Source organism: Lactobacillus sp. UMNPBX15, from assembly GCF_002553785.1.
GTDB classification, from domain to species: domain Bacteria; phylum Bacillota; class Bacilli; order Lactobacillales; family Lactobacillaceae; genus Lactobacillus; species Lactobacillus crispatus.
The window spans coordinates 43136-64925 of the sequence record NZ_PCYV01000007.1; the positions used below are offsets into that span (position 1 = coordinate 43136).

General features: G+C 37.3%; 22 protein-coding genes, 1 pseudogene and 1 other annotated feature. Of the genes and pseudogenes, 6 read left to right on the plus strand and 17 right to left on the minus strand.

The window, feature by feature from the left end:
• Positions 1 to 17 precede the first annotated feature (17 nt).
• The 5 genes from CP366_RS03240 to CP366_RS03260 all read right to left on the minus strand — a co-directional run bounded on the left by CP366_RS03240 (position 18) and on the right by CP366_RS03260 (position 3928).
• A complete protein-coding gene (locus CP366_RS03240) occupies positions 18 to 257 on the minus strand; it encodes a YqgQ family protein (protein ID WP_005719816.1) in 240 nt (79 codons plus the stop codon).
• A complete protein-coding gene (locus CP366_RS03245) occupies positions 257 to 943 on the minus strand; it encodes a rhomboid family intramembrane serine protease (protein ID WP_089146182.1) in 687 nt (228 codons plus the stop codon). The genes CP366_RS03240 and CP366_RS03245 overlap by 1 nt, the downstream gene beginning before the upstream one ends.
• 33 nt (positions 944 to 976) lie before the next feature.
• Entirely contained in the window at positions 977 to 1540 is a 564-nt protein-coding gene (locus tag CP366_RS03250) for a 5-formyltetrahydrofolate cyclo-ligase (RefSeq protein WP_089146197.1), read from the minus strand.
• A 54-nt stretch (positions 1541 to 1594) separates the two neighbouring features.
• Entirely contained in the window at positions 1595 to 1744 is a 150-nt protein-coding gene (gene rpmG / locus CP366_RS03255) for a 50S ribosomal protein L33 (RefSeq protein ID WP_003548272.1), read from the minus strand.
• A 75-nt stretch (positions 1745 to 1819) separates the two neighbouring features.
• A complete protein-coding gene (locus CP366_RS03260) occupies positions 1820 to 3928 on the minus strand; it encodes a penicillin-binding protein 2 (protein WP_089146181.1) in 2109 nt (702 codons plus the stop codon).
• A gap of 90 nt (positions 3929 to 4018) precedes the next feature.
• Here CP366_RS03260 and CP366_RS03265 point away from each other — a divergent pair, with 90 nt between their 5' ends.
• From CP366_RS03265 to CP366_RS03280, 4 genes are all read left to right on the plus strand, one after another.
• Positions 4019 to 6655, plus strand: a complete 2637-nt coding sequence (locus CP366_RS03265; protein WP_180707095.1) for a YfhO family protein — start codon at positions 4019 to 4021, stop codon at positions 6653 to 6655.
• A 62-nt stretch (positions 6656 to 6717) separates the two neighbouring features.
• Positions 6718 to 7641 (plus strand): N-acetylglucosamine kinase, encoded by a 924-nt coding sequence (locus tag CP366_RS03270; RefSeq protein WP_005719826.1) that lies wholly within the window; start codon positions 6718 to 6720, stop codon positions 7639 to 7641.
• 267 nt (positions 7642 to 7908) lie between these two features.
• Positions 7909 to 8157 carry a type II toxin-antitoxin system RelB/DinJ family antitoxin gene (locus tag CP366_RS03275; RefSeq protein WP_005719828.1) on the plus strand — a complete coding sequence of 83 codons (249 nt, stop codon included), beginning with the start codon at positions 7909 to 7911 and terminating at the stop codon, positions 8155 to 8157.
• A gap of 2 nt (positions 8158 to 8159) precedes the next feature.
• On the plus strand, positions 8160 to 8453 hold the full coding sequence (locus CP366_RS03280; protein ID WP_013086638.1) for a type II toxin-antitoxin system YafQ family toxin: 294 nt from the start codon (positions 8160 to 8162) through the stop codon (positions 8451 to 8453).
• A gap of 89 nt (positions 8454 to 8542) precedes the next feature.
• On the opposite strand, the gene CP366_RS11050 is transcribed toward CP366_RS03280, so the two are convergent.
• The gene (locus CP366_RS11050; RefSeq protein ID WP_005719831.1) at positions 8543 to 8677 is read right to left on the minus strand and encodes a hypothetical protein; all 135 of its coding nucleotides are present in this window, start codon (positions 8675 to 8677) and stop codon (positions 8543 to 8545) included.
• 523 nt (positions 8678 to 9200) lie between these two features.
• Here CP366_RS11050 and CP366_RS03285 point away from each other — a divergent pair.
• Positions 9201 to 9485 carry an HU family DNA-binding protein gene (locus CP366_RS03285; protein WP_005719832.1) on the plus strand — a complete coding sequence of 95 codons (285 nt, stop codon included), beginning with the start codon at positions 9201 to 9203 and terminating at the stop codon, positions 9483 to 9485.
• Positions 9486 to 9529: 44 nt separating this feature from the next.
• Here the strand turns inward: CP366_RS03285 and CP366_RS03290 are convergent, their stop codons facing one another.
• Genes CP366_RS03290 through CP366_RS03305 form a run of 4 tightly spaced genes read right to left on the minus strand, consistent with a single transcriptional unit; the run spans position 9530 to position 12786 of the window.
• On the minus strand, positions 9530 to 10303 hold the full coding sequence (locus CP366_RS03290; RefSeq protein WP_089146179.1) for an ABC transporter ATP-binding protein: 774 nt from the start codon (positions 10301 to 10303) through the stop codon (positions 9530 to 9532).
• Positions 10296 to 11222: an iron ABC transporter permease gene (locus CP366_RS03295; RefSeq protein ID WP_089146178.1), complete on the minus strand. Its 927-nt coding sequence runs from the start codon at positions 11220 to 11222 to the stop codon at positions 10296 to 10298. Before CP366_RS03295 ends, CP366_RS03290 begins: the two co-directional genes overlap by 8 nt.
• A gap of 5 nt (positions 11223 to 11227) precedes the next feature.
• Entirely contained in the window at positions 11228 to 12109 is an 882-nt protein-coding gene (isdE, locus tag CP366_RS03300) for a heme ABC transporter substrate-binding protein IsdE (protein ID WP_065989602.1), read from the minus strand.
• Entirely contained in the window at positions 12106 to 12786 is a 681-nt protein-coding gene (locus CP366_RS03305) for an NEAT domain-containing protein (protein WP_089150841.1), read from the minus strand. Before CP366_RS03305 ends, isdE begins: the two co-directional genes overlap by 4 nt.
• Before the next feature lie 92 nt (positions 12787 to 12878).
• Here CP366_RS03305 and CP366_RS03310 point away from each other — a divergent pair, with 92 nt between their 5' ends.
• Complete coding sequence (locus tag CP366_RS03310) at positions 12879 to 13925, plus strand: IS30 family transposase (protein ID WP_065991187.1); 1047 nt, start codon at positions 12879 to 12881, stop codon at positions 13923 to 13925.
• 275 nt (positions 13926 to 14200) lie between these two features.
• On the opposite strand, the pseudogene CP366_RS03315 reads toward CP366_RS03310, so the two are convergent.
• The 7 genes and pseudogenes from CP366_RS03315 to CP366_RS03345 all read right to left on the minus strand — a co-directional run.
• Positions 14201 to 14620, minus strand: a pseudogene (locus tag CP366_RS03315) (reverse transcriptase domain-containing protein); the annotation flags it as partial.
• A 76-nt stretch (positions 14621 to 14696) separates the two neighbouring features.
• Positions 14697 to 15188, minus strand: a complete 492-nt coding sequence (locus CP366_RS03320) for a hypothetical protein (protein WP_005727136.1) — start codon at positions 15186 to 15188, stop codon at positions 14697 to 14699.
• Entirely contained in the window at positions 15181 to 15999 is an 819-nt protein-coding gene (locus CP366_RS03325) for a DUF3100 domain-containing protein (protein WP_089146239.1), read from the minus strand. Before CP366_RS03325 ends, CP366_RS03320 begins: the two co-directional genes overlap by 8 nt.
• The gene (locus tag CP366_RS03330; protein ID WP_089146238.1) at positions 15996 to 17267 is read right to left on the minus strand and encodes a M20/M25/M40 family metallo-hydrolase; all 1272 of its coding nucleotides are present in this window, start codon (positions 17265 to 17267) and stop codon (positions 15996 to 15998) included. Before CP366_RS03330 ends, CP366_RS03325 begins: the two co-directional genes overlap by 4 nt.
• A 195-nt stretch (positions 17268 to 17462) precedes the next feature.
• On the minus strand, positions 17463 to 18668 hold the full coding sequence (locus CP366_RS03335) for an amidohydrolase family protein (RefSeq protein WP_023488233.1): 1206 nt from the start codon (positions 18666 to 18668) through the stop codon (positions 17463 to 17465).
• A gap of 10 nt (positions 18669 to 18678) precedes the next feature.
• Positions 18679 to 20310 (minus strand): peptide ABC transporter substrate-binding protein, encoded by a 1632-nt coding sequence (locus CP366_RS03340; protein ID WP_089146237.1) that lies wholly within the window; start codon positions 20308 to 20310, stop codon positions 18679 to 18681.
• A 77-nt stretch (positions 20311 to 20387) separates the two neighbouring features.
• Positions 20388 to 20643: a binding site (T-box leader), on the minus strand.
• A gap of 63 nt (positions 20644 to 20706) precedes the next feature.
• Positions 20707 to 21522, minus strand: coding sequence for a Cof-type HAD-IIB family hydrolase (locus CP366_RS03345; protein ID WP_005719852.1), 816 nt, complete (start codon positions 21520 to 21522; stop codon positions 20707 to 20709).
• Positions 21523 to 21790 lie beyond the last annotated feature (268 nt).

The following is a 21790-nucleotide window of genomic DNA, read 5'->3' on the forward strand; positions in this document are numbered from 1 at the left end:
GATACCGCTAAACTAATTTACTGGCTATCATTTTTCGGATCTTTGAGCGCCTTTTTTTGTTCATTTTTGACTTCAATTCGATGTTCTCGACTCAAAATCATCTTGGCAATCAAATAATCATGTTGGTCAATCAGACCGGCACGATTGATATTGTCGAGCTCTAAAGCCATTAATTCAATATCCCAAATTCTTTTGCCAACATGAACCAAAATTCCGTATTTTTCTAATAATTGTTGTACATCGTAGAGAGTTTTCATTAGAAATTAATTATCATTCCTGTTCTAACCGTCCAAACAACATATACGACTAACACTGCAGCAGCCAATACGCGCCACTTAGGATTGTAGGTCTTCATTACACGATCGCCCAAGATAATCGCTAATAAGAAGCCAGCAATTAAGCCACCAATATGACCCCAGATATCAATCTCAGGCACAAAAATATCAAGCGCTAAGTTAATCAAAGCTAAGACAAAGGCTTGTCGACCTAAAAAAGCAATCATTGGATTATGCAAATTGCGCAAGCCAATGGCAGTCATTGCCCCAAACAAACCAAATAAAGCTGTTGAGGCACCAGCACTTAAGCCGCGATCAGCACTGAAAGCCAAGCTCATTAGATTGCCGCCGACCCCAGCTAAAAGATAAGTCACTAAAAAGCGCACATGTCCCATTAAGGGCTCCATATACTGCCCCATGTAGTAAATAATAATGGCATTAGAAACCAAATGCATGATGCCAATATGCAAAAACTGGGCCATAAATAGGCGCCACCATTGGTGTCCAGCCACCACGGCAAAATTATTCATGGCTCCCATTTTCATCAAGACATTGGTATTCTCTGAGCCACCTAAAAACACTTCAACTAAAAAGACTATTAATAAAACTACTAAAATTCCTAAAGTCACAAATGATTGTGAGAGGTTAATTTTTCGTTGAGTATTCATTTAATCCCCCTTATCTTCGTCATTGTGACTATTTTAATAAATTTTATCAGGAGTAACAATTGTTTGAACCGGAATATCGGTTTTTTCGATAGGCCAAATGCTAGTATCGAACGTCATCTTGCTATTGGCTAAAGCAACAGTTTTAGGATCATGCTTAGCCAAAAAGCGATCATAATAACCTCCACCAAAGCCAAGTCGAATATGCGAATCTAAGGCAAAGGCTAAACCTGGCACAATGACTAAATCCAAATCATTATTGATTTTCGCATCTTCATCGGCGACTTCTTCCACACCGAATTTAGATTTTACCAATTTGCTCATATACGTATAGCGTAAAAAGCCTAAAGTATGATTTTGATCGCTTCGTGCCTTTGCCAGATAAACTTCTTTTCCTTTATCCCACAAACGAGCAATTAATTCAGAAGTATCTACTTCTAGTGGTAAAGAAGCAGTTACCCCAATCGTCTGACTTCTTCTAATTAGATCTGTCGACATTAATTTCTCTAATAAAATCGCATCTTCTGCTCTTTTTTCTTTAGTATTGGCAAATTCTTTTAATTTACTGATTTGTTCTTTTCTTAATTCTGATTTTTCCATCTTTTTGTCCAAAAAACAAAAAATAGCAGGCACGTAGCCTGCTATCTTGGTTTATTACTTAGTTTCACGGTGAAGTGTTGCGCGTCTTTCAACTGGGCAATACTTCTTTAAGGATAAACGTTCCGGATGCTTACGCTTGTTCTTCTTAGATAAGTAACTTCTATCGCCACATTCGGTGCATTCTAAAATGATGTTATCTGCCATTTTTTTCACCACCTACACTTTTATTCTGACTGTACTAGAATAGCATTTTTCAAGCTGTTTGACCAGTATTATTCTTTATTTTGTTGAATGAAGTTTGAAATAATCTTGTACCATTGCTTTGGCAACTTGCAATGTGTATGTTCCTTCACCATCAGGGTCTAATCCTGGGAAAACAACCGCCACTGCTAATTTTGGATTTTTCGATGGAGCATAGCCAATAAAGGTTGCGTTAATCAATTCGATATTGTGCTTTCTATTAGGGTGTTCAGCATCATAGTAGAAAGTTTGTGCAGTACCAGTCTTACCAGAAATTGATGGCTTAACATTCTTCAATGGGTGAGCAGTTCCCCAACCATTCGTACCGTGAACAACACGATAGAACCCTGTTTGAACTACATTAAGTTCCGCAAGCGTCCAAGGAATTACTTGTTGGACATTTGGCTTCTTATTGTAGCTAATGTAAATCTTCTTGCCATCTTTGCTAGTTTTACCAACTGATTGCACAATATAAGGTTGCAATCTCTTACCACCATTAGCAATAGTTGACACATATTGAGCTAATTGAATTGGTGTATAAGCATCATAGTTACCATAAGCTAGGTCAAGTACAGAACCGGAAAGAATATTACCCTTGTCATTAAATGACTTACCTTCAATTCCTGACACTTCACCAGGTAGGTCAACGCCTGTCTTTTGACCTAAGCCAAACATAGCAAAATTACGCCGTAAAATGTCAAAGGCATCGTTTGGCATACGAATGTAGCTCTTCGGTACATAACTAGCCTTAACCCATTTCATTGCTAAGTGCATCATGTAAATATTACTGGAGACTTCCAGCGCTGTTTCAGCATCCAATGAACTGAAAGTACCAACTGGATAAACTGACTTTTTAACTGGTGAACCTGGCAAATAAATTGCCGTATCAGGCAAAGTATTGTTTTCGGGAGTAATAACCTTATTAATTAATCCACCACCAACAGTAGCCCCCTTAACAACTGATCCCATAACAAAGGATTGGTTAATTACACCTAAAGCATTATCAGTCGTTTTACCAGTGTTCGTGTTTCGATTAATCCCGGCTACAGCTAGCAAAGCACCAGTCTGAGGATTCATCGCCACGGCATAGGCACCATTAGAGTATCTTGCTGCACCGTTACCAACAGCTGTACTGTAAACCCGTTTCAAAGTAGCCTGTACTTGCTTTTGATACTTAGCGTCAATCGTTAACATTAAGCTGGCACCGGCTTGACCATTATAAACAGTCTTAGTCTGCTGGATATTACCATTCGATTTAGTAATAACCTGGTTAGTCGACTTAGTTCCCTTCAAAAGTGGTTCATATTCTTTTTCAAGATATGAAGTACCTACCCGGTCGTTACGTGAGTAACCATTTCTTAAGTAGTACTGCAAGCTATCACTTGGTAAACCAGATTTTTCAGTTGAAACCGAACCAATGATACTTTGAATAGATGAACCATTTGGATAGGATCTTTGCCAGTCAGTTCCGATACCCACACCAGGAAGCTCTGATAAGTGCTCACCTACTTGGGCAATTTCACGATCGGTTAAGCCTTTATTCTTGATATAAATCGTGGATAAAGTATAAGCCCCTGAAATCTTATTAAAGATTAAAGCCGCTGTTTTTTGCCGAGTGGTTAGTTTAGGATTCATTTTTTCAACATAAGCCAATTCCGCTTGATAGATTTCAGCTGAAGTCTTCTTATTGCCATCAGCATCAATCTTGGCTGACTTCGGCAAAGCATTAGATATCTTAGTATTATTATCTTCATTAGCTAAATAATAATCTGCTGCCATTTGCTTTGTCGGCTTTTCATCGCTAATCTTGATATAATTACTCAAGGCATTAGATATCTTGTAAATATCTGCTGTTGTAGTCGAGGCACTCTTAGTATAAGTAATAGCATTGGTTGCTTTATTACCTACTAAAACGCGGCCTTTGGAGTCATACATGACACCACGTGGCACTTGATGCAAAACAACAGTTGAATCAGTTTTTTGCACTTCTGCCTTGAAACGTGAACCATAAACTAGTTGCAAATAAGCCAATTGCCCAATTAACATGGCAAAGAGGACTAAAATTACCCCTAGAATGATTCGCATTCTAATTGGAGTTGAGGAATGCTTGTTTGAGCCAGTCCCACTATTTTTTCTAAAATAATTCACGTAAATCACCTTTATTAAAACTAGATGTATTTTAACAAAAAGTAAACATCAATTCTACAATTCATAAGGGAGCTTATATAATTTTTAATGATGCTTAAATTTCTTAACTCACGACACATTGCAATTAATCGTAAAAATATTTTTTTCTGGCTTAGTTTTTTGCTACCGGCTTTGATTTTCTTGAGTTACTTTTTCTACAGCAAAAATGGAGTGCTCACTGTCGACTTAGGTCAACAATATGTTGATTTTCTTGCCTTCTTCAGGCGAAATTTGTTCTCCCATCCCTTGCGCTTAATCTATTCCTTTTCTAATGGTTTAGGCGGTTCAATGCTAGCAACTGACGCCTATTATCTCTGCAGTCCTTTCAATCTACTCTTATTTTTATTTCCGCAACATTTTTTGCCACAAGCAATTTTAATTATTATCGCATTAAAAATTGGAGCGGCAGGACTATCTTCCTACTACTATTGGAAGCAAAAAATCACTAATCACTTTTACGCTTTAGCGGCTAGTTCGGCTTATGCCCTTTCAGGCTACGTTATTGGCAATCACTATAATCTGATGTGGCTTGATTCTGTGATTTTGCTTCCTTTATTGATTAATGCCATCGACCGCTTGCTGGCCCAACGAAAAAATAAGTTAATTTTAATTACCTTTTTGCTTTGGTTCACTAATTTTTATACCGGATTTATGGCATTAGCCTTTGGTTTGCTTTATCTGTTAAGCAAAATTTTCTTCATCAATAAGCAGGAGCGCCTACGCCTTAACTGGATTTATTTAAGAAAAAGTATCGCTGGTTCATTTTTAGATGCCTTTATGCTCTTCCCCGTTCTGGTTGAAATGTTGCAAGGCAAGGCTAGTTCTACTGCCTCCTGGAATTTGGGCTGGCAGTTTTCTCCAGTTGAACAGCTGACTAAGTTAGCCGAAGGGGCCTATAACTTTCATGAAATGCAGGAAGGGATGCCCAACATTTACCTGACAATGCCTTTCTTGTTGCTGACAATTTTATATTTTTTAAGCAAAAAGATTAACTGGCAGCGTAAATTAGCAAACGGAATTTTACTCATTTTCTTAATTGCTTCTCTTTTTTGGACACCACTGGTTTTACTCTGGCATTTAGGCCAATTCCCTGTCTGGTATCCTGGTCGTTTCAGCTTTGTGTTGATCTTTTTTGCGCTAAATCTAGGCGTTATTGCATTAGAACAAAAAGAACGTATAGCTTACTGGCAGACCGGACTTCTGACTCTATTTTCTTTAGGTTTAATTGTTTATATAGTATTTAATGCCTCACATTTTGACTTTCTAACTGAAGATGCGCAGATTGCCACGGGAGCTTTTCTAGCCCTCGGAATCTTGTTTATTGGCTTTATTTATCATCAACACAGTTTTGCCGCGCCATTTTTCTATTTAGTTATCGAGCTTGAGTTAATCGTCAACCTAGTACTATCTCTAGGCAATTTAGCTTATCAAAAAAATAGCGATTATCAGAACTTTACCACTAATGTCAGCCAAGCAGTACAATACGCAAATCAACATGATTCTAGATTTTACCGAACTGAAAAGACTTTCTATCGTTCTGATGATGATCCTTTTAGCGCTGGTTATTACGGTTTAAGTAATTTTAATTCGATTTCTGATCAAAAAGTACTCAACCTGATCAGCAACCTGGGATTTCTAAACAATAGTAATTCCTACACTAATTTTGGCGGAACTACTTTGACAGATGATTTACTTGGAATCAAATATTATCTTTTGCCCAATGATGAAATCACAACGCTCAAGTCTGGTAAGCAAATGAAGTATGACAATTCCAACCACCGCGTTGACGCCAGCGATTATCATTTGCAAAAGCGCTTTGCCCAACTATATCTAGTGAAAAATAATGCCGCTTTGCCCCTACTCTTTTTAACATCACAAAAAACGCAAAAAATCAATTTTAACTCTTTAGATATTACTGGCAATCAAACTAAATTCCTTCAAGCAGTTACAGGGTCAAAAGTGCAGCCGTTTAAGCAGATCAATTGGCCTAAAGCAAAATTAATTAATGTAACTAGTATGAAAAACGATCAACTACAATATAATCGTAAAAACAATAAGCAAATCGCACGCATCATTTTCAATTTCAAACCACAGACTGATGATTCTTACTACATTGAAATGCCTGGTGAGATCGATGATAATGCCATTTCAATGACAGTTAATGGTGCTAATATTAATCTGGCAGTACGTGATCAAAATGCCCGTCTCATTAATCTAGGTAGCCACCAGCGTGGTCAACGGTTGCAAGTTACTTTTGAACTAAAAAAAGATAAACTAGACCTTAGTGGCATTCACTTCTGGCGCTTAAACACACAAAAGCTCGAGCAGATTATACATCGTTTTAAGCAAAAACAACCAAACTTTAAACAAACATCTGCTTTGATCATCAAATCTAATCATTTCACAACGAAGAAGATGATGACATTGGCGTCAACTATTCCTAATAACATTAACTGGTTAGTTTTAGATAATGGCAAAATAATTAACAAGAATAAAACCTTGTTCATGAATGCTTTTTTAAACTTCAAGTTGAATCCAGGAAAACATCAAATTACATTAATTTATGTACCATGGGTTCTTCTACTGGGGATGTTGGTTAGCTTAATTAGTTTAACAATTTTATTAATTTGCAAGAAAAAAGCCGCTGTTAGCGCTAACAGCAAAACTTTTACTAGACCTACTGTATAAAAATATAATACAATGTATACGTTATCATTCGGATAAATTAATATAGAAAGAAGATTTACAACATGGCTCTTAAATACCAAATTGGTGTTGATGCAGGTGGTACTCACTCAACTGCAATCGCATATGACGAAACTGGCAAGGAAATCGGTCGTGCAGAAGGCGGCCCAGGCCAAATTAACGCTGACTACGAAGGCGGAATTAAGAATATCTCTGACACTATCAACGAATTGATCGACAAGGTTGATGGTGACTGCATGCGCGTTCTTGTTGGTATTGCCGGTCTTTCAGTTGTCGGTAATGCTCCAGAAGTTGCCGCAACTATTTCATCAAGAATTAACAACTTACCTACTCGTGCTATTACTGATTCACTTTTAGCACTTTACGCTGGTCTTGAAGGTGATGACGGTGCCTTAGTAATTGCCGGTACTGGCTCAGTTTACAACGGTTTACAAAACGGCCACTTAATCGCAGTTGGTGGCTACGGCAACATCTTAGGTGATGAAGGCTCAGGTTACGCAATTGCTCGTTCAGCAATGCAATCTGCTCTTCTTAGCTGGGACAAGCGTGAAGACAACGCTTTGATTCAAATGTTTACTAAATTATTTGGCGTTGAACACATGGATGAATGTAACGCTAAATTCTACAAGATGTCTAACCCAGAAGTTGCAGGAATGGCTGTTCACGTTGCACAACTTGCTGATGAAGGCAGCGATGATGCAATCAAAGTTATTAAGAAACAAGCTCATCTGTTAGCCCGTGACATCATCATCGGTCTTGACCGTTACGAAGATCCTAAGCCAATGAAGATTGCTTTAACCGGTTCAGTTTTAGCTAACAACGAAATGCTTAGAGGATTGGTAGAAGATGAAGTTAAGAACAAGTACCCTGACGCTATCTTCTCAATCTCCAACGGTGAAAACGCTCGTGCCGTATTGTTCGACAAGAGTAAGGACTACCGTTACTTCACTAACCACGAAGACCGCTAAATTATCTTTTCTGAATAGTTACAAAAAGCTCGAAGTTACTACAATTTGTAGAAGCTTCGAGCTTTGTTTATGTTTAAATTTCTGCTGGTGTATTACGATTAAAGATATAAATGTCACTTTTAGTTTTTTCCCCTAGTATTCATAATAAGACTACCTATAATCTTTTAAAATTCTTTTAAAAGCAAACGCTAAAAATTGATATTTTGTATTTATAGTATATAGTACTATATAGATAAAGTAATACATTTTGTGAATAGAGGTTGTACTATGGCTCAAATTAGTGTAAAAATCGATGATAAATTAAAAAAAGAAGCTCAAGATATTCTTGCTTCATATGGGGTTGATATATCAACAGGAATTAGAATGTATTTCAAAGCTATTGTTAGAAGTAATGGCATTCCTTTAGAACTAAGACCCATGACAGAACTAGATGAAGCGAACTATGAAGCTGATAATCACATTTATCATGGAAGTTATAGCTCTTTTGAAGAATACAAAAAGGCCATGCGGAAATAATCATGCAAGTTAATCCTACCAAGCGCTACTACCGCGCTTACAAGAGATATGAAAGAAAACATTATCCAATGGATTATGTTGATGATTGTGTTGAAGCAATATTAACCAATGACAAAGAATTTCTAGCCAAACATAAAGATCACCCTGTAGGAAAAAATCGCGAAATGCACGTTAATCGTCAATATAATGACGATTGGCTATTGTACTACCGGATTGATAAAGAAACACATGAACTAATCCTAGTTTTGGTTGCATTAGGAACACATGATGAACTAGATCGATTTGCCAATATGTAATAGCATGCGTTGTATTGAATAAAAACAGATTAATGCAGAGCTCGAAGTTACTACAATTTGTAGAAGTTTCGAGCTTTATTTTGTTCCAATCACGCTAATGATGTTAATAATAATTTTTGCAACTGTAACTTAGCTGCATCTTGGTTAGCCTGTTCTGGTTGCTCATGATTCAATTGACAATTCTCAAGATAATCATCAATACCCGCTTTGAAATCTTTCTTCAACTCTGCCAGAGAATTTCCTTCATAAGAAATAAAAGTATTTTCTAGACCTAAGACTTCGCCAAATAAAGTATCATTTTCAACTTCGATAAGTACCTTGGTAACCTTTATAAGTTAGTAGGCTCATAGTCTTATACCTGCCATTCTTAATCCATTCTTCAACGTTCTTAATTGATATTGTTTAAGCATATTTCGAGGATGTGATTTGTGTAATTAAAGATTATTCACCTCTCTTATATATTCCATCACTGTACAAAATTTGGAATTCAAAATTTAGGCTTGTCTCCCATCATTTATTACGCAAAAAATGTCTAAATTTTTTGAAAAAAGTTAATTTTTCAAATCAAAACAAAAGAATCATTACATGAACTACATTTTTGATAGCGAATACAATATTTTTCGCTTCAAATACATAGAATTTCTTTCCTTTTTAAAAAAATTCTTTAAAGAGGCTGTTTCCCCTTGTAAATACGCGGATTACTGTTAAAATAAGTAATCGTAGTTTATATTAAAAGAGGTATTTTTCATGGAAACTATTTCTAAGAAACAATTAGTAGATCAAATCGCTGCAAAGACTGATGCTACTAAGACAGACATTAACACTATTTTGGACGCTTACATCGACGTCGTTAAGAGCAATGTTGCTGAAGGTAACAAGGTTCAATTGGTTGGCTTCGGTGCCTTCGAACTTCGTCACCGTGCTGCTCGTAAGGGTCGTAACCCACAAACTGGTAAGGAAATTGAAATTGCTGCATCAAACGTTCCAGCATTCAAGCCAGGTAAGAGCTTCAAGGATGAAGTTAACAAGTAATAATTTATTATTACAAAAAAGACCGCGAGTTTTCTCGTGGTCTTTTATTTTGCCTCAGAACCTGCCATTAACAAGACTTTTCCCTGCTCAGTTTCGATCATCTCGCAATCTATGCCAAAGTTTTGCCTAATCGCCTGCGCCGTAATTACCTCTTCTGGCCTGCCCTGCTTTTGAATCATGCCTTGGTTGAGCAAAATTACCTGATTACTATATTGCAAAGCCTGATTCAAATCGTGCAAAATCATGCAAATCGTCAAATTCTGCTTTCGATTCAATTTTTTCACTAAATCCAAAAAGCGATACTGAAAATGCAAATCCAAGTATGTTGTTGGTTCATCTAGAAAAAGATATTCTGGCTCTTGCGCCAGTGCTGTAGCAAGCCACACACGCTGCTGCTGACCGCCAGATAATTGCGCTATAAACTTATCTGCCAAATCAGCAATCTCTAGCTCCTGCATAATCTGTTGAAGGCGAGCAGATCCATTTTCTTCATCCCCCATCAAGGAATGATACGGCAGACGCCCCATTTTAACCAGTTCCTTGACAGTTATCTGATCATACAATTGATTCTGCTGGTGGACAATTGCTACCTTTTTGGCAAAATCCTTCGCAGCTAGCTGCCAGATATCTTGCCCATCTAGCGTAATTGTCCCCGCAGACGGCCTTATTGCCCGTGTAAGCAAGCGAAACAAGGTTGACTTGCCAGATCCATTAGGACCAATTAAAGTCGTAATCTGGTTCTCCTGCAGGCTCAGAGAGAATTGATTAAATAATTGTTTTGACCCATATGAAAAATCAATCTGCGACGCTTTAAGCATTTTTCTGCCTCTTCCATAAAATTAAAATCATAACTGGACCACCAACAATAGCCAAAATAATATTAGCCGCAATCTCGTTTGGCGCTGTAATCACCCGGCCGATGGTGTCAACGAACAATAAAAACCAAGCTCCAGCAAAAATCGAAAATGGAATGATTTTTTGATAATCATATCCAAAAAGCAAACGAGCAACCTGTGGCACAATAATTCCGATAAAGGCTAAAACACCAATGCAAGCCGTTGTTGTTGCGGCCAAAACCACTGCAATTAGCATCAAGACTAAACGCAGGGTTTTAGCAGAAACACCTAAAGACGTCAGCTCTTCATCATTGATCTTTAAGTAATTAGCCCAATTCATAAAACAAATCGCGCAAATCAGCCCTATTATGCCAATAACCAATAAATACATTGTTGATCCCCAACTACTTGTGGCCAGGCTGCTGCCACTATTTTGATTATTAGTGAAAACTTCCTGCATCCCCGTGAACACCGCATTCAATGCCACTCCGATGATAATTAACTGATAAGGCGTCATCTTTTTTTGGAATAATAAAAGAAGCCCAAACGCTAGCAGTCCGCCAATAATCGCGAAAATAATTTTACCAAAGAAAATTTCTGGCAAAATAATAACCGCTAGCAATTGACATAAACTGGCTGCACTAGAGATCCCCATAATTCCAGGTTCTGCAATCGGATTGCGCAAAGTTGCCTGAAAAAAGGCACCACTAACAGAGAGGCTAGCTCCTGCTACTAGTGCCGAAATAATCCGCGGGACACGGATATTAAACAAAATATTCAATTGGCTGTTAGTCATCTTTTGCATTGAAAAATTGCTTGCTCCGTGAGTTAATGCAAAGAAAATCGTACTGATTAACAAAACTGCTAAAATCAAGTTTATCCAAATTACCTTTTTCTTCATTTTGATCACTTTCCAGGGTACAACCAGTTGCTTAATTTATTCAATGCTTGAGAAACATTCATGTTAGCTGAAGCATTAAAGTCTGGTTGCTGTAGGTCATAAACTCTGCCTGTCTTTACGGCTTTCATCGTCTTCCAAACAGAATTTTTCTTAAACTCTTGCTTAAATTGTGGCAAAGTTACATTTGGTAAAGCATGTTCTAATCGCAAAATGACATCTGGATTTTTAGTAGCTAGCGAGTCATTACTTGGTGACAAATAAATCTGACTATCAGAGTGATAGACATTTTCCCCACCAGTTATTCTGACCAAATCACCTAAATATGATCGATTAGTTAGAATCATGTAATTAGCGCCAGGCAAGCCCATCAAGATCAATACTCTAGGCTTACGACCGTGAACACGTGCTTTAGCCTTTTTAACGGCTTTTTTGATTAAGCCAATCTGATAATCAGCCTGTCTCTGCCGGTAATACTGCTTGCCTAATGAACTCAGTGTAGCTTCAAGGTCAGCTACTGAATCCAGCTTCAGATATGTAACTTTAACGCCTTGTTCTTTAAATGATTGATCATACTGATCTTTTAAAGTTGAGACTGCATAGACACGAGTGGGATTCAAAGAAGCAATCTTTTCAACACTTGGCTTCATTGGACTCCCAATCTTGGGCACCTTTTGATAGCGTGCTGGTAACTTAGCCTGCGTCTTTGGAACCCCTGCTAAATTAACGTTCAATTTATCAAAAATTTCAGTAATCGCTGCACTTGTGGCAACAATCTTTTCATTATTGGCAACTTTTTGATCAATCAATCGTTTAGCACCAATTGCCACTCCGATGATTGCTACTAAAAATATAATTAAACCAATAATTAATCCTTTACGTTTTTTCATTTACTTTTTCTTTCCTTGGCATTTACGACAATCAAAACAGCAACGCCAATTAAAATTAACGAACTAAGCACTCCAGCCAAAATAACATAATAAAAATTTCGCTGCCTTTGTTGATTAGCACGTTGATTGCGTGCATTCTGTGCTATTTGCCTGTTAGCTATTGCCGCTTGCTTCTTTTGTGCCAATTGCTCCTTAGGCTTAACACTCTTGTTTTTCACCTGTGGCGCGCTACGTTTTATCGCACTTTCTGCATGACTTGCTCGCTCTTTTTTATTTGTTAACTTAGGCAATTGCGTAGTGTCAAAGGCAAATGTAATATTGTGTGTTGCTTGGTAAACATGTGGCACATCTATTTTAATTTGACTAGAAATATCACGTTTTAAATTATTAGTGCGAAAACTATAGCGATAATCATAGTCACTGCCATGCCGCGTTTTTACTACGTTTAGCGGTGCTTGTCCATTAATCGTTAACACCCGAACCGGATAGGGACTTAGATCTTTCTTAGTGCGAATTGTCATCGTTACCAGGTACTGATTGTCGTCTACCACAACCTGAGCAGGACGCGCATAGTAGCCATCAGCCATCGAGGTCTGATGCGTGCCATACTTGTAAGTACGATAACTCACGCTTTGTGCACTAACAGTCACACCAAAAATGGCGGATTGTAAAATCAAATTGAACACTTCGTTCAAATATTAAAAAAAGTCCATTTGGACTCTTTGATAGAATGTAATTAACCACAAAAACTTCTAGAAAAGAGATTCAAATGAACTTATTACATTCTATCACAGACACTCATACTAAAGGCAAGCATCTTTCTTTTGAAAACAGAGTTGAAATCCAAACTTTGCGCAAAGAAGGCTATTCCATGCGTGCTATTGCACGCAAGCTTAACTGCTCTCCTAGTACGATCAAATATGAAATAGATCGCGGTACTGTCACTTTGTATAACGGCAATGTCAAACGCTATCACGCTAAAGCTGGTCAAGAGGCTTATAATCGTCACCGCTTGAATTCTGGACGTAAGCCGCACTATCTGCTTAAGAAGCACTTCATTGATTATGTTCAAGAACATTTCTTTAACTCTGGCTGGTCTTTGGATGCCTGTGTTGGCCGCTCCCTGGCAACGGGACTGTTTACCAGGAATCAGATTGTCTGCACCAGAACTCTTTACCGCTACGTAGATTCAGGCCTTCTCCAGATTCAAAATACTGATCTGCCAGAAAAACTTACCCGCAATACCAAAACCAAGCGTATTCGTGCAAATAAAAAGAAACTTGGCCGCAGTATTGAAGACAGGCCCAAATATATTGATCAGCGCAAAGAGTTCGGTCACTGGGAATGTGATCTGGTCTTAGGGCATAAAACCAAAGACGATGAAGTTCTGCTGACCTTGTATGAGCGAATGACCCGTAAGTTCATGATAGTTCCAATTCCTGACAAGACAGCTGGCAGCGTAATGACGGCCTTTAACAACTTGAAGGCTCAATATCAAGAACATTGGAATGAAGTCTTTAAAACGGTAACTACAGACAACGGTTCTGAATTTGCGGATCTTTCCCAGCTTGAGGATATCTCAAACACTTTAGTCTACTATGCTCATCCTTATACTTCTTGTGATAAAGGCGGGGTTGAATGTCATAATCGTTTAATTAGACGCTTTATTCCTAAAGGTGAGTATGTTAAGAATTATAGCTTGGATGACATCTTCTCAATTGAGCTCTGGATTAATGATCTACCTAGAAAAGTATTGAGCTACCATACTCCAGATGAACTATTTGAAAGAAGATTAGATTCAATATACAGAATTTAATTTTCAAAAGTGTTCAATTTGAAATTGCAATTTTCGTAAAAATTTATTTCAAGAAAATAAAAAGACGGGCGTTGGCTCGTCTTTTTTGTTTGGATTGTTATTTGAGAGAAAATTTCTATTTAAACAAAAATATCCTTAAAATCAGCTACCACGTCTTTATTCTTTCTGCCAGGAATAACAGCGTAAATCAAAGTGGAGATGCTTGTCGGAGTATCAAAGGCCTCCTGCCACATTTTTGCGACTTCTTTTGCGTTAAAGCCAAAAACTCCTGCACCCCAGCCTTTGACCACTTGATTTATCTTAGTAAAGACTAATGATAGAGTTTGAGCAACTGCTTTATGGCGACTCAACAATTCTCTAATCTTGTCATAAAGCTTGGCTTTACGGTCGTCTCCCGGCTTTGCTTGCCAGTTTTCGCCCGTTTTCCAGAAGGTAAAGCCTAGGAAATTGCTCTTCGTTGGTCTAACTACTTTAGTTTTAGTAGTGTTAACTTTTAAGAACAGTTTTCTTTCTAGCCATGATGTAATTGACTTCATCACGCGCTTAGCCGATTTACCACTCTTGACGAAGATATTGCAGTCATCGACATAGCGAACAAAGCGCAAGCCTCTTTGTTCCAATTCCTTGTCCATTTTATCTAAATAGATATTGGATAGGATTGGCGAGAGCGGTCCACCTTGCGGTACGCCAAACTTTCATTGGACTAGATGAATGTCATGCCCGACACACTTCAAAAAGCAACGCTGTTGAGCGTGGCTTTATATATTTTCTCTATTTTCCACTCAAATTAAGAGCTATTTGAGAAATCAAAGTATCCATGAAATACATACCGAAAAAGACAAATAATGCCACAATTAAGATCTTCCATGAAATCTTTGATAAATCCTTCAATCTATGAGTTACTGAAATTCCAGCAAAGGCTAATACCGATGTAGTTAATGATAAAAAATCTACTGCATTAATTACACGAACACAATATGGACTAAGCAAACAGAAAACTAATGAAACGATAGACACCCAGCCTAGAATGGGAAATCCTCTAACAATCTTCCACGGAACTCGTTTCATTAACATACTGATAATAATGCCAATCAGAGAAAACAGCCATAATAGACCTAGGCCGGCAAAAGTATCAGGTGTAATTGGGGTGCTCTTAGGATTTTTTACTAACTTAATCCACTGAACAAATAAAACTAAACTAACACTAAGCAATAAAATTAATGCATCTCTACCTAATTTATAAAAATTATTTTCTCTAATCATGTTCTGGGTATACTTCTTTCTTTTTATCAAGCAAACTAGTCAAGTGAACATACATGAATCTTTGCAAAGGAACTGCGAGGAAATACATAATATAAGTTCCAATAAAACTAGTTAACAACTGACTTGCTGCCGCAAATGATAGAATCGTCTCACTATGTTTAGGAACCAGAGCTGCTAAAGCTGAAGAAGCTGCAGTCATCATAGAACTTGATCCTACTCCAGAACTCATCGCAACAGCTTGATAACTAAAGCCCATCCCCAAAAGAACTGGTGCTAAAATTGAGAAGACAATCGAACCAAAAATTGTTCCAATTAAGTAAATACCTAGGACTCCTCGACCTTCCGGTGAATCAAGTGTATATTTTTCACTAATATAGGCTAGTTCTCCTTCTCTGCCTAATCCCAATGTTGAGCCAATGGCCTCTTGTCTTAATCCTAGTAATAAAGCTACTGGTAGTCCAAATAAAATTGTGCCTAAATTACCTAACTCATGAATGAGAAATACCCAACCTACTGATAAAATTTCATTAATCTTAGGTGCAACATTTGCTCCATAACGTGCCATTAGTGGCAACATTATTAAAATCATATATTTTCCAGCAAACTTTACTCTTTTATCATTGTAGAGTTGCTTAATCGGCTTTAATGGAAGTAAATAAATAATAATCGCTAAAATAACTGCGAATACTAATGATAGAATTGAAACTTCAATTTTACCAATTTTGAAAACCTGCATCCCTATAAATTCCGCAATAGTGTCAATCAATAGCACTAAAATAATTAATGGACCATAATTTTTTAAAGATTTCATTTTTCTGCTCCCATTTTATTTAATTGTTCAAGATATTCCTGATTTGTTCTACGATAAGTCCTGATTTTATTAAGATTATTTGATATTTCTAAAACACTGTTAAAGATAAATTCCGGGAATATGTCCAGTACAAAAACTGGATCAACTAATTTAAAATCAGAGCCATGAATGGTTCCATTCCAACCACCATATCCAATCTGAATAGTTGGCATTAGATAACTTACATCACCAATATCACCAGCTGCCATGGTATAGCCTCGGTTTTCAATCAATTCTGAAATCTTGTCATTCCTTAAAAATACATTTTTTATTAAAGCATTCATGTCTCTATTCGACCTTAAAGGCAAATAGCCAACCTGTGTTTCTGAATTAAAATTACCGCCTAAAGCTAGGGAGCATCCTTCTGCTGCTTGATTGAATTGCTTCATTAGTTGCTGTGCATATTCGACATCAAAGTATCGTATATCTGTCCCCATGCTAACATGATCGGGAATTACATTAATCGATTCTGTATTATCACCTATCATCACTGGATTAAACCTAATTTGATTTGGATTTTTTAATTGTTGACGTTTGAAGGCCAAAGCAGTGGTAAATAGGGTGGCTATACTCTGTGCATTTACCCCCTCTTCAGGAGCAAATGCTGCATGACTCGCCTTACCAAAGAAGTCAAAGTATTGAAAATTAAATCCAGCTAAATCACAATTAATTTCAATAGTCCTACGCTCAAAATTTTCACCTATAGCATGAACTGAGACACAGTAGTCGACATCATCAAAGACACCTAATTTAATTGCTTCTTGTTTACCACCAAAATAAGTGATTTTTCCTTCCGCTTTCTGTTTTTTGCGCCACTCCAAATCAACAAATTCTTCAGCCGGTGTAAAAATAAATGCTAAGTTAGCGCCAAAATCACCAATTCGTTTATTTTTCACTAGTTCATTCATAATCGCTAAAGCTATTGTCACCTGAGTATAATGGCCACAAGCTTGAGCTGCTCCTGTTTCACTATCAGCATTTCTATGCCCCGGCTGGTATAGTGAATCTAGTTCTGCAATAATTCCAATAGTCTTAGTTTGGTGATTATTAAACACCACTTTTATCCCTGTATTGCAGAAATGTTCGACTTTTACCATAGGAGTGATTTCATGAATAGCTTCTTCTATCGCCTCAGAAGTTTTATACTCCTTATATCCCAACTCCGGATTATTTAGTAGATAATCTGCTAATTCCCGCATTCTTGGATAGTATTCTTGAAAGCTCGACATTCAATTCCCCACTTTTTCAAATCATCAATATTACATTTGATGGTTTAAATAGTACAGCGATATTCAAGCTAAGGCAAGAACAATTTTCAATTATAATAAATAAATAGTTCGTATTTTAAATAACAATAAGCATAAATAAAGCATCACTTACAAGAAAAATCTCACAAGTGATGCTTTATTTGTAGTAAAAAATATTTAGAATTTACGTAAACCATGTTGGTAAACTTGCTTGTCTTTTTGGCCGACTGCAGCAACATTTTCTAATGGATTCTCTCGTAAAACTAAGAAATCCGCATATTTGCCCACTTCAAGTGAACCATATTCTTGATCAACCTTAAGCAATTCAGCACTACCCAAGCCGCCTGCTCTTAAAGCTTGATAATTTGTGGCTCCTGCTCTAACCAATTCCACTAATTCATTAGGTGTATCAGAGAAGCGATTGAAATATGTTCCTGCGTCTGTCCCCATTGCCAGTCTCACCCCCTCCTTGATCGCATGGCCGACATGATTATAAAAGTCATCAACTACTGCACACATCTTGCGGTATGAGAACTCAGGTACAACATCTTTTCCATGAACGACGATTGTCCGACCTGCAGTCAATGTTGGTGACAAAAATGTACCTTGTTTTTTCATCAAAGCCAAGTCATTATCATCTAAATAAAAACCATGTTCTACAGAATCAACTCCTGCAACAACTGCATAATGAATACCAAGTCGTCCCTCGGCGTGAGCACAAACTGTCATATGCTTGGAATGAGCCTCTTCTACTGCCATCTTCATTTCTTCAAGCGAAAGCTCAGTATCATCTACTTCATCCCCAAGTGACATAATTCCACCGGTAGCCATCAACTTGACATTTTTTGCACCTTTGGTAAATTGTTCTCGGACTGCTCTACGCATGTCCTCTGGACCGTTAACCAAATGACTAGCATTTTGCTCTCCATTTAACCCCACCTTGAAATCACCATGTCCGCCGACAATTGACATTGTCATTCCAGTTGGCATCACTTGAGGACCTTCAAAAGGATACTGCTTGCGCATCTGCACTAATTTACAGTCAACATCAAAGGATGTGCCACAACTACGAACATAAGTCACACCAGTTTGTAAAGCTTCACGCAGATCCCGCAGTGCTGCATAAGTAGTCGAAGCTTCAGTAGTCGGAAATTTTTTCTTCAAGTCAGAATCAAGCCCCATGTGAGTATGTGAATTAAGCAAACCGCTCATCACATATTTCCCTTTAAGGTCAACTTGTTTGTCAAAATCTGCTGTGCATTTTCCCTTACCTTGATCGGTCAATTTACCTGTTTCATCATCAACGACAAACCAAGCATTATCTACTAGATTATCTTCATTACCAACGAATAAATTACAATTTACAAAAGCTGTTTTAGTCATTATTTTTCTCCTAATTATTACTTACAGATGCATCCTTAAAGCTGAAATTACCACCCAAGAATTCTACATTTTTAACACTTGGTCGAACCATCCAAGCTTGACCATCATGGAATAATGGCGTCAATCCTTGTTGATCAGTTAAAACACGTTCTGCATTATACAAATCTTCTAATCGCTTAGTAGGATTTAATTCCTTATCTGAATTATTCATATACTTGTCAAAATCTTTGTTAGACCATTTACCGAAGTTATAACTTTGTCCTGTCATCATTGTGTGCAATTGTGAATTAGGATCTAAATAGCCCGAAGTCAATCCAGTAAAGACTGCCTCGAAATCACCATTGAGCATTTTCTTAACTCTAGTAGTCTTCGGCATGCTTCTAACAGTTACATCAACTTTTTTGCCAAAGGTATCTTCTAACTGGCTTTGCACAAACTCTAAAACCTTTTTAGAAACGTCATCATCGTCACCCATTAAGGTAAAGGCCAACTTATTCTTACCCAATTCTTTTAATGCTCTATCATAAAGTTTCTTAGCGCCTGCAGGGTTATAATTCATATATTTATTAGCTGGATTTTTGCTTTCAACATACTGGTCAAAATTCTTACCATCAACATATTCATTTGGTCCAGCAAAAGTTCGGGCTACAGTATTAGCACCACCAACTGTTTTAGCCAATTGAGCTCGGTTAAGTGCCATTGAAACTGCTCTTCTAAAATCGACATTAGCTAGTTCTGGATGCTTGGATACATTGAAAGTCAAGTATTCAGTTCTATCTAGTTTATAGACTGTATAACCAGATTGACCCTTCAGTCTCTTTGAAGCCTGAACATCAAGATAGGCACCATCTAATTTGTTAGCCTGATACAGATTGTAATCAGTTGAAGGCGTCTTTTGTACACTATAATTAACCGTCTGCAATTTAACTTTATCTTTGTCCCAATATTGATCATTCTTTTCTAACTTCCAGTTAAGACTTGAACCAGTCCAGCCTTTTTGAACAAACGGACCATTGTAAACCATATACTTAGATGCAGTCCCATATTTTTTGCCAAACTTTTCGACTACGTGTTTATTTTGCGGATTCCAACCAACTGACAAGGCTTTAAAATACGGTACGGGATGTTTCAAGTGAACTACCAATTCATATTTACCCTTAGCTTCAACACCTAAAGTCGACGGAGCTTTTTTCCCAGCTAAAACATCATCTGCATTAACTACATTTGACCACTCATTTTGCTGTTGTGATTGTGTCTTAGGATCAAGTGTCCGTCTTAAAGAATAAACAAAATCTTCAGCGGTCACTGGATCACCATTAGACCACTTAGCATTCTTTCTTAAAGTAAAAGTCCAGGTCAAACCATCTTTACTCTGATTAGTTTTAGTAGCCACACCAGATACAACTTTACCCGCTTTATTCAGTCTATTGAGCCCTTCAAAAACATTAGATGCCTGTTCACTACCAGTTGTATCTACCATCTTTGAAGGATCCATAGTTTGGATTTCTGAGGTAGTCATCCAGTTCAATTCTTGCTTAAGTGCTTTAGCACCTGACTTGTTTGATGAACATGCAGATAAAGTACTTACTCCTAAAAGTGCTACTACAGTCGTGCCAAATAATTGCTTCAATGTTTTTCTCATTTTTATCTCTCCCATAAGTCAAAAAATTGACAACAAGCTTATGATAATAAAAAAACGCCCTACTAGATCAATTGATCTAATAGGGCGTCTTCAACGCGGTACCACCTATTTATTCGTAGAATAATACTCACTAAAATTCTACCTCATGCACGTGCAGCTAATTCAATTAGAATCAGCGATACGTCGCCGCTATAGAGGGCGGACCCTGAAGATGCTAATATCGCACTTTCAGCTCAAAGGTGATTTTCACTTAATTCATCATTATCTTCTTCCACCAACCGAAGACTCTCTGCAAATCATTTCTTAAGTTACTTTCCTTATCAAAGCTCTTTTTTTTATTTGTTGTAAACAATAATATCATGTATTTTTAATCTGTCAATTATTTTTTTATTTTTTTCAATTGTTAAAAATAAAATGATCAATTGCCTCGGCAACTGCACCATGATTATTATCAGCCTGAGTAATGTAATCGCATTGCTCTTTCATAGCAGGATTGACATTAGCCACACCAACACCCACACCAGCAGCCTGAATCATTGACAAGTCATTAAAATTATCACCAATGGCAATTGTTTCTTCAATCGGCACCCTAAGCTGCTCAGCCAGCTTCATCAGTCCCGCGCCTTTATTGACACCTTTACGGTTAAATTCTAAATAACGATTAGATGAATATGAAATATCCAATTCTTGCGTAATTGGTCCTAATTCAGCGGCGATCCGGTGCAAATAATTATTATCAAGACTCTCATAGAGCACCTTGGCAATTTTCTGCCCCTCCAAAAATGACAAGTCTTTATCTTCAATCTCTTTAAACTGGTGTCGTCCCGTCATATAGGCACGTTCATCATCATCGATATGATACGTATATACCATATCTTGAGTGTAAACATGCATGGCAATATCTAGTTCAACCCCATGCCGATATAACCGATCCGCAATTTCATTAGGCAAGCCGTCAAAATACAGCACGCGATTATTCTTATTTTCTGTAATGCTGGCACCATTGAATGAAATCACATATTCATTAGCTGCCTGCTCTAATCCTATTTCCTTTAAAGTATTTTGGACAGAAACGTAGCCTCGTCCAGTTGCAGGAACAAATTTTACACCGTGAGCAACTGCTTTTTGAATCGCTTCTCTATTTTCTACTGAGACATGCGTATCTGCGCTCAACAACGTTTCATCTAAGTCACACGCAATAATTTTATACATCTAGTCACCTCTTCATGCTTAGTTTACCGGAGACACGCAAGCCTAGCAAGGCAACAAATCTTGTAAAATAACATAATTCGTCTAAGTGTAAGCGATTACAAAATAGTAAAAATATTTTTCATTACATAGTTATAATAGACATGCAAGCCTTTAAATAACAGCGTTCTTGCGCCTTGAAGACGGTAAAAAATCATGCTAAGTTAGTGTCAAAAGCTAAGTGTATAATTTTTTGCGGTAAGTTGAATAAATAATTAAAAAGCTCAAGTCC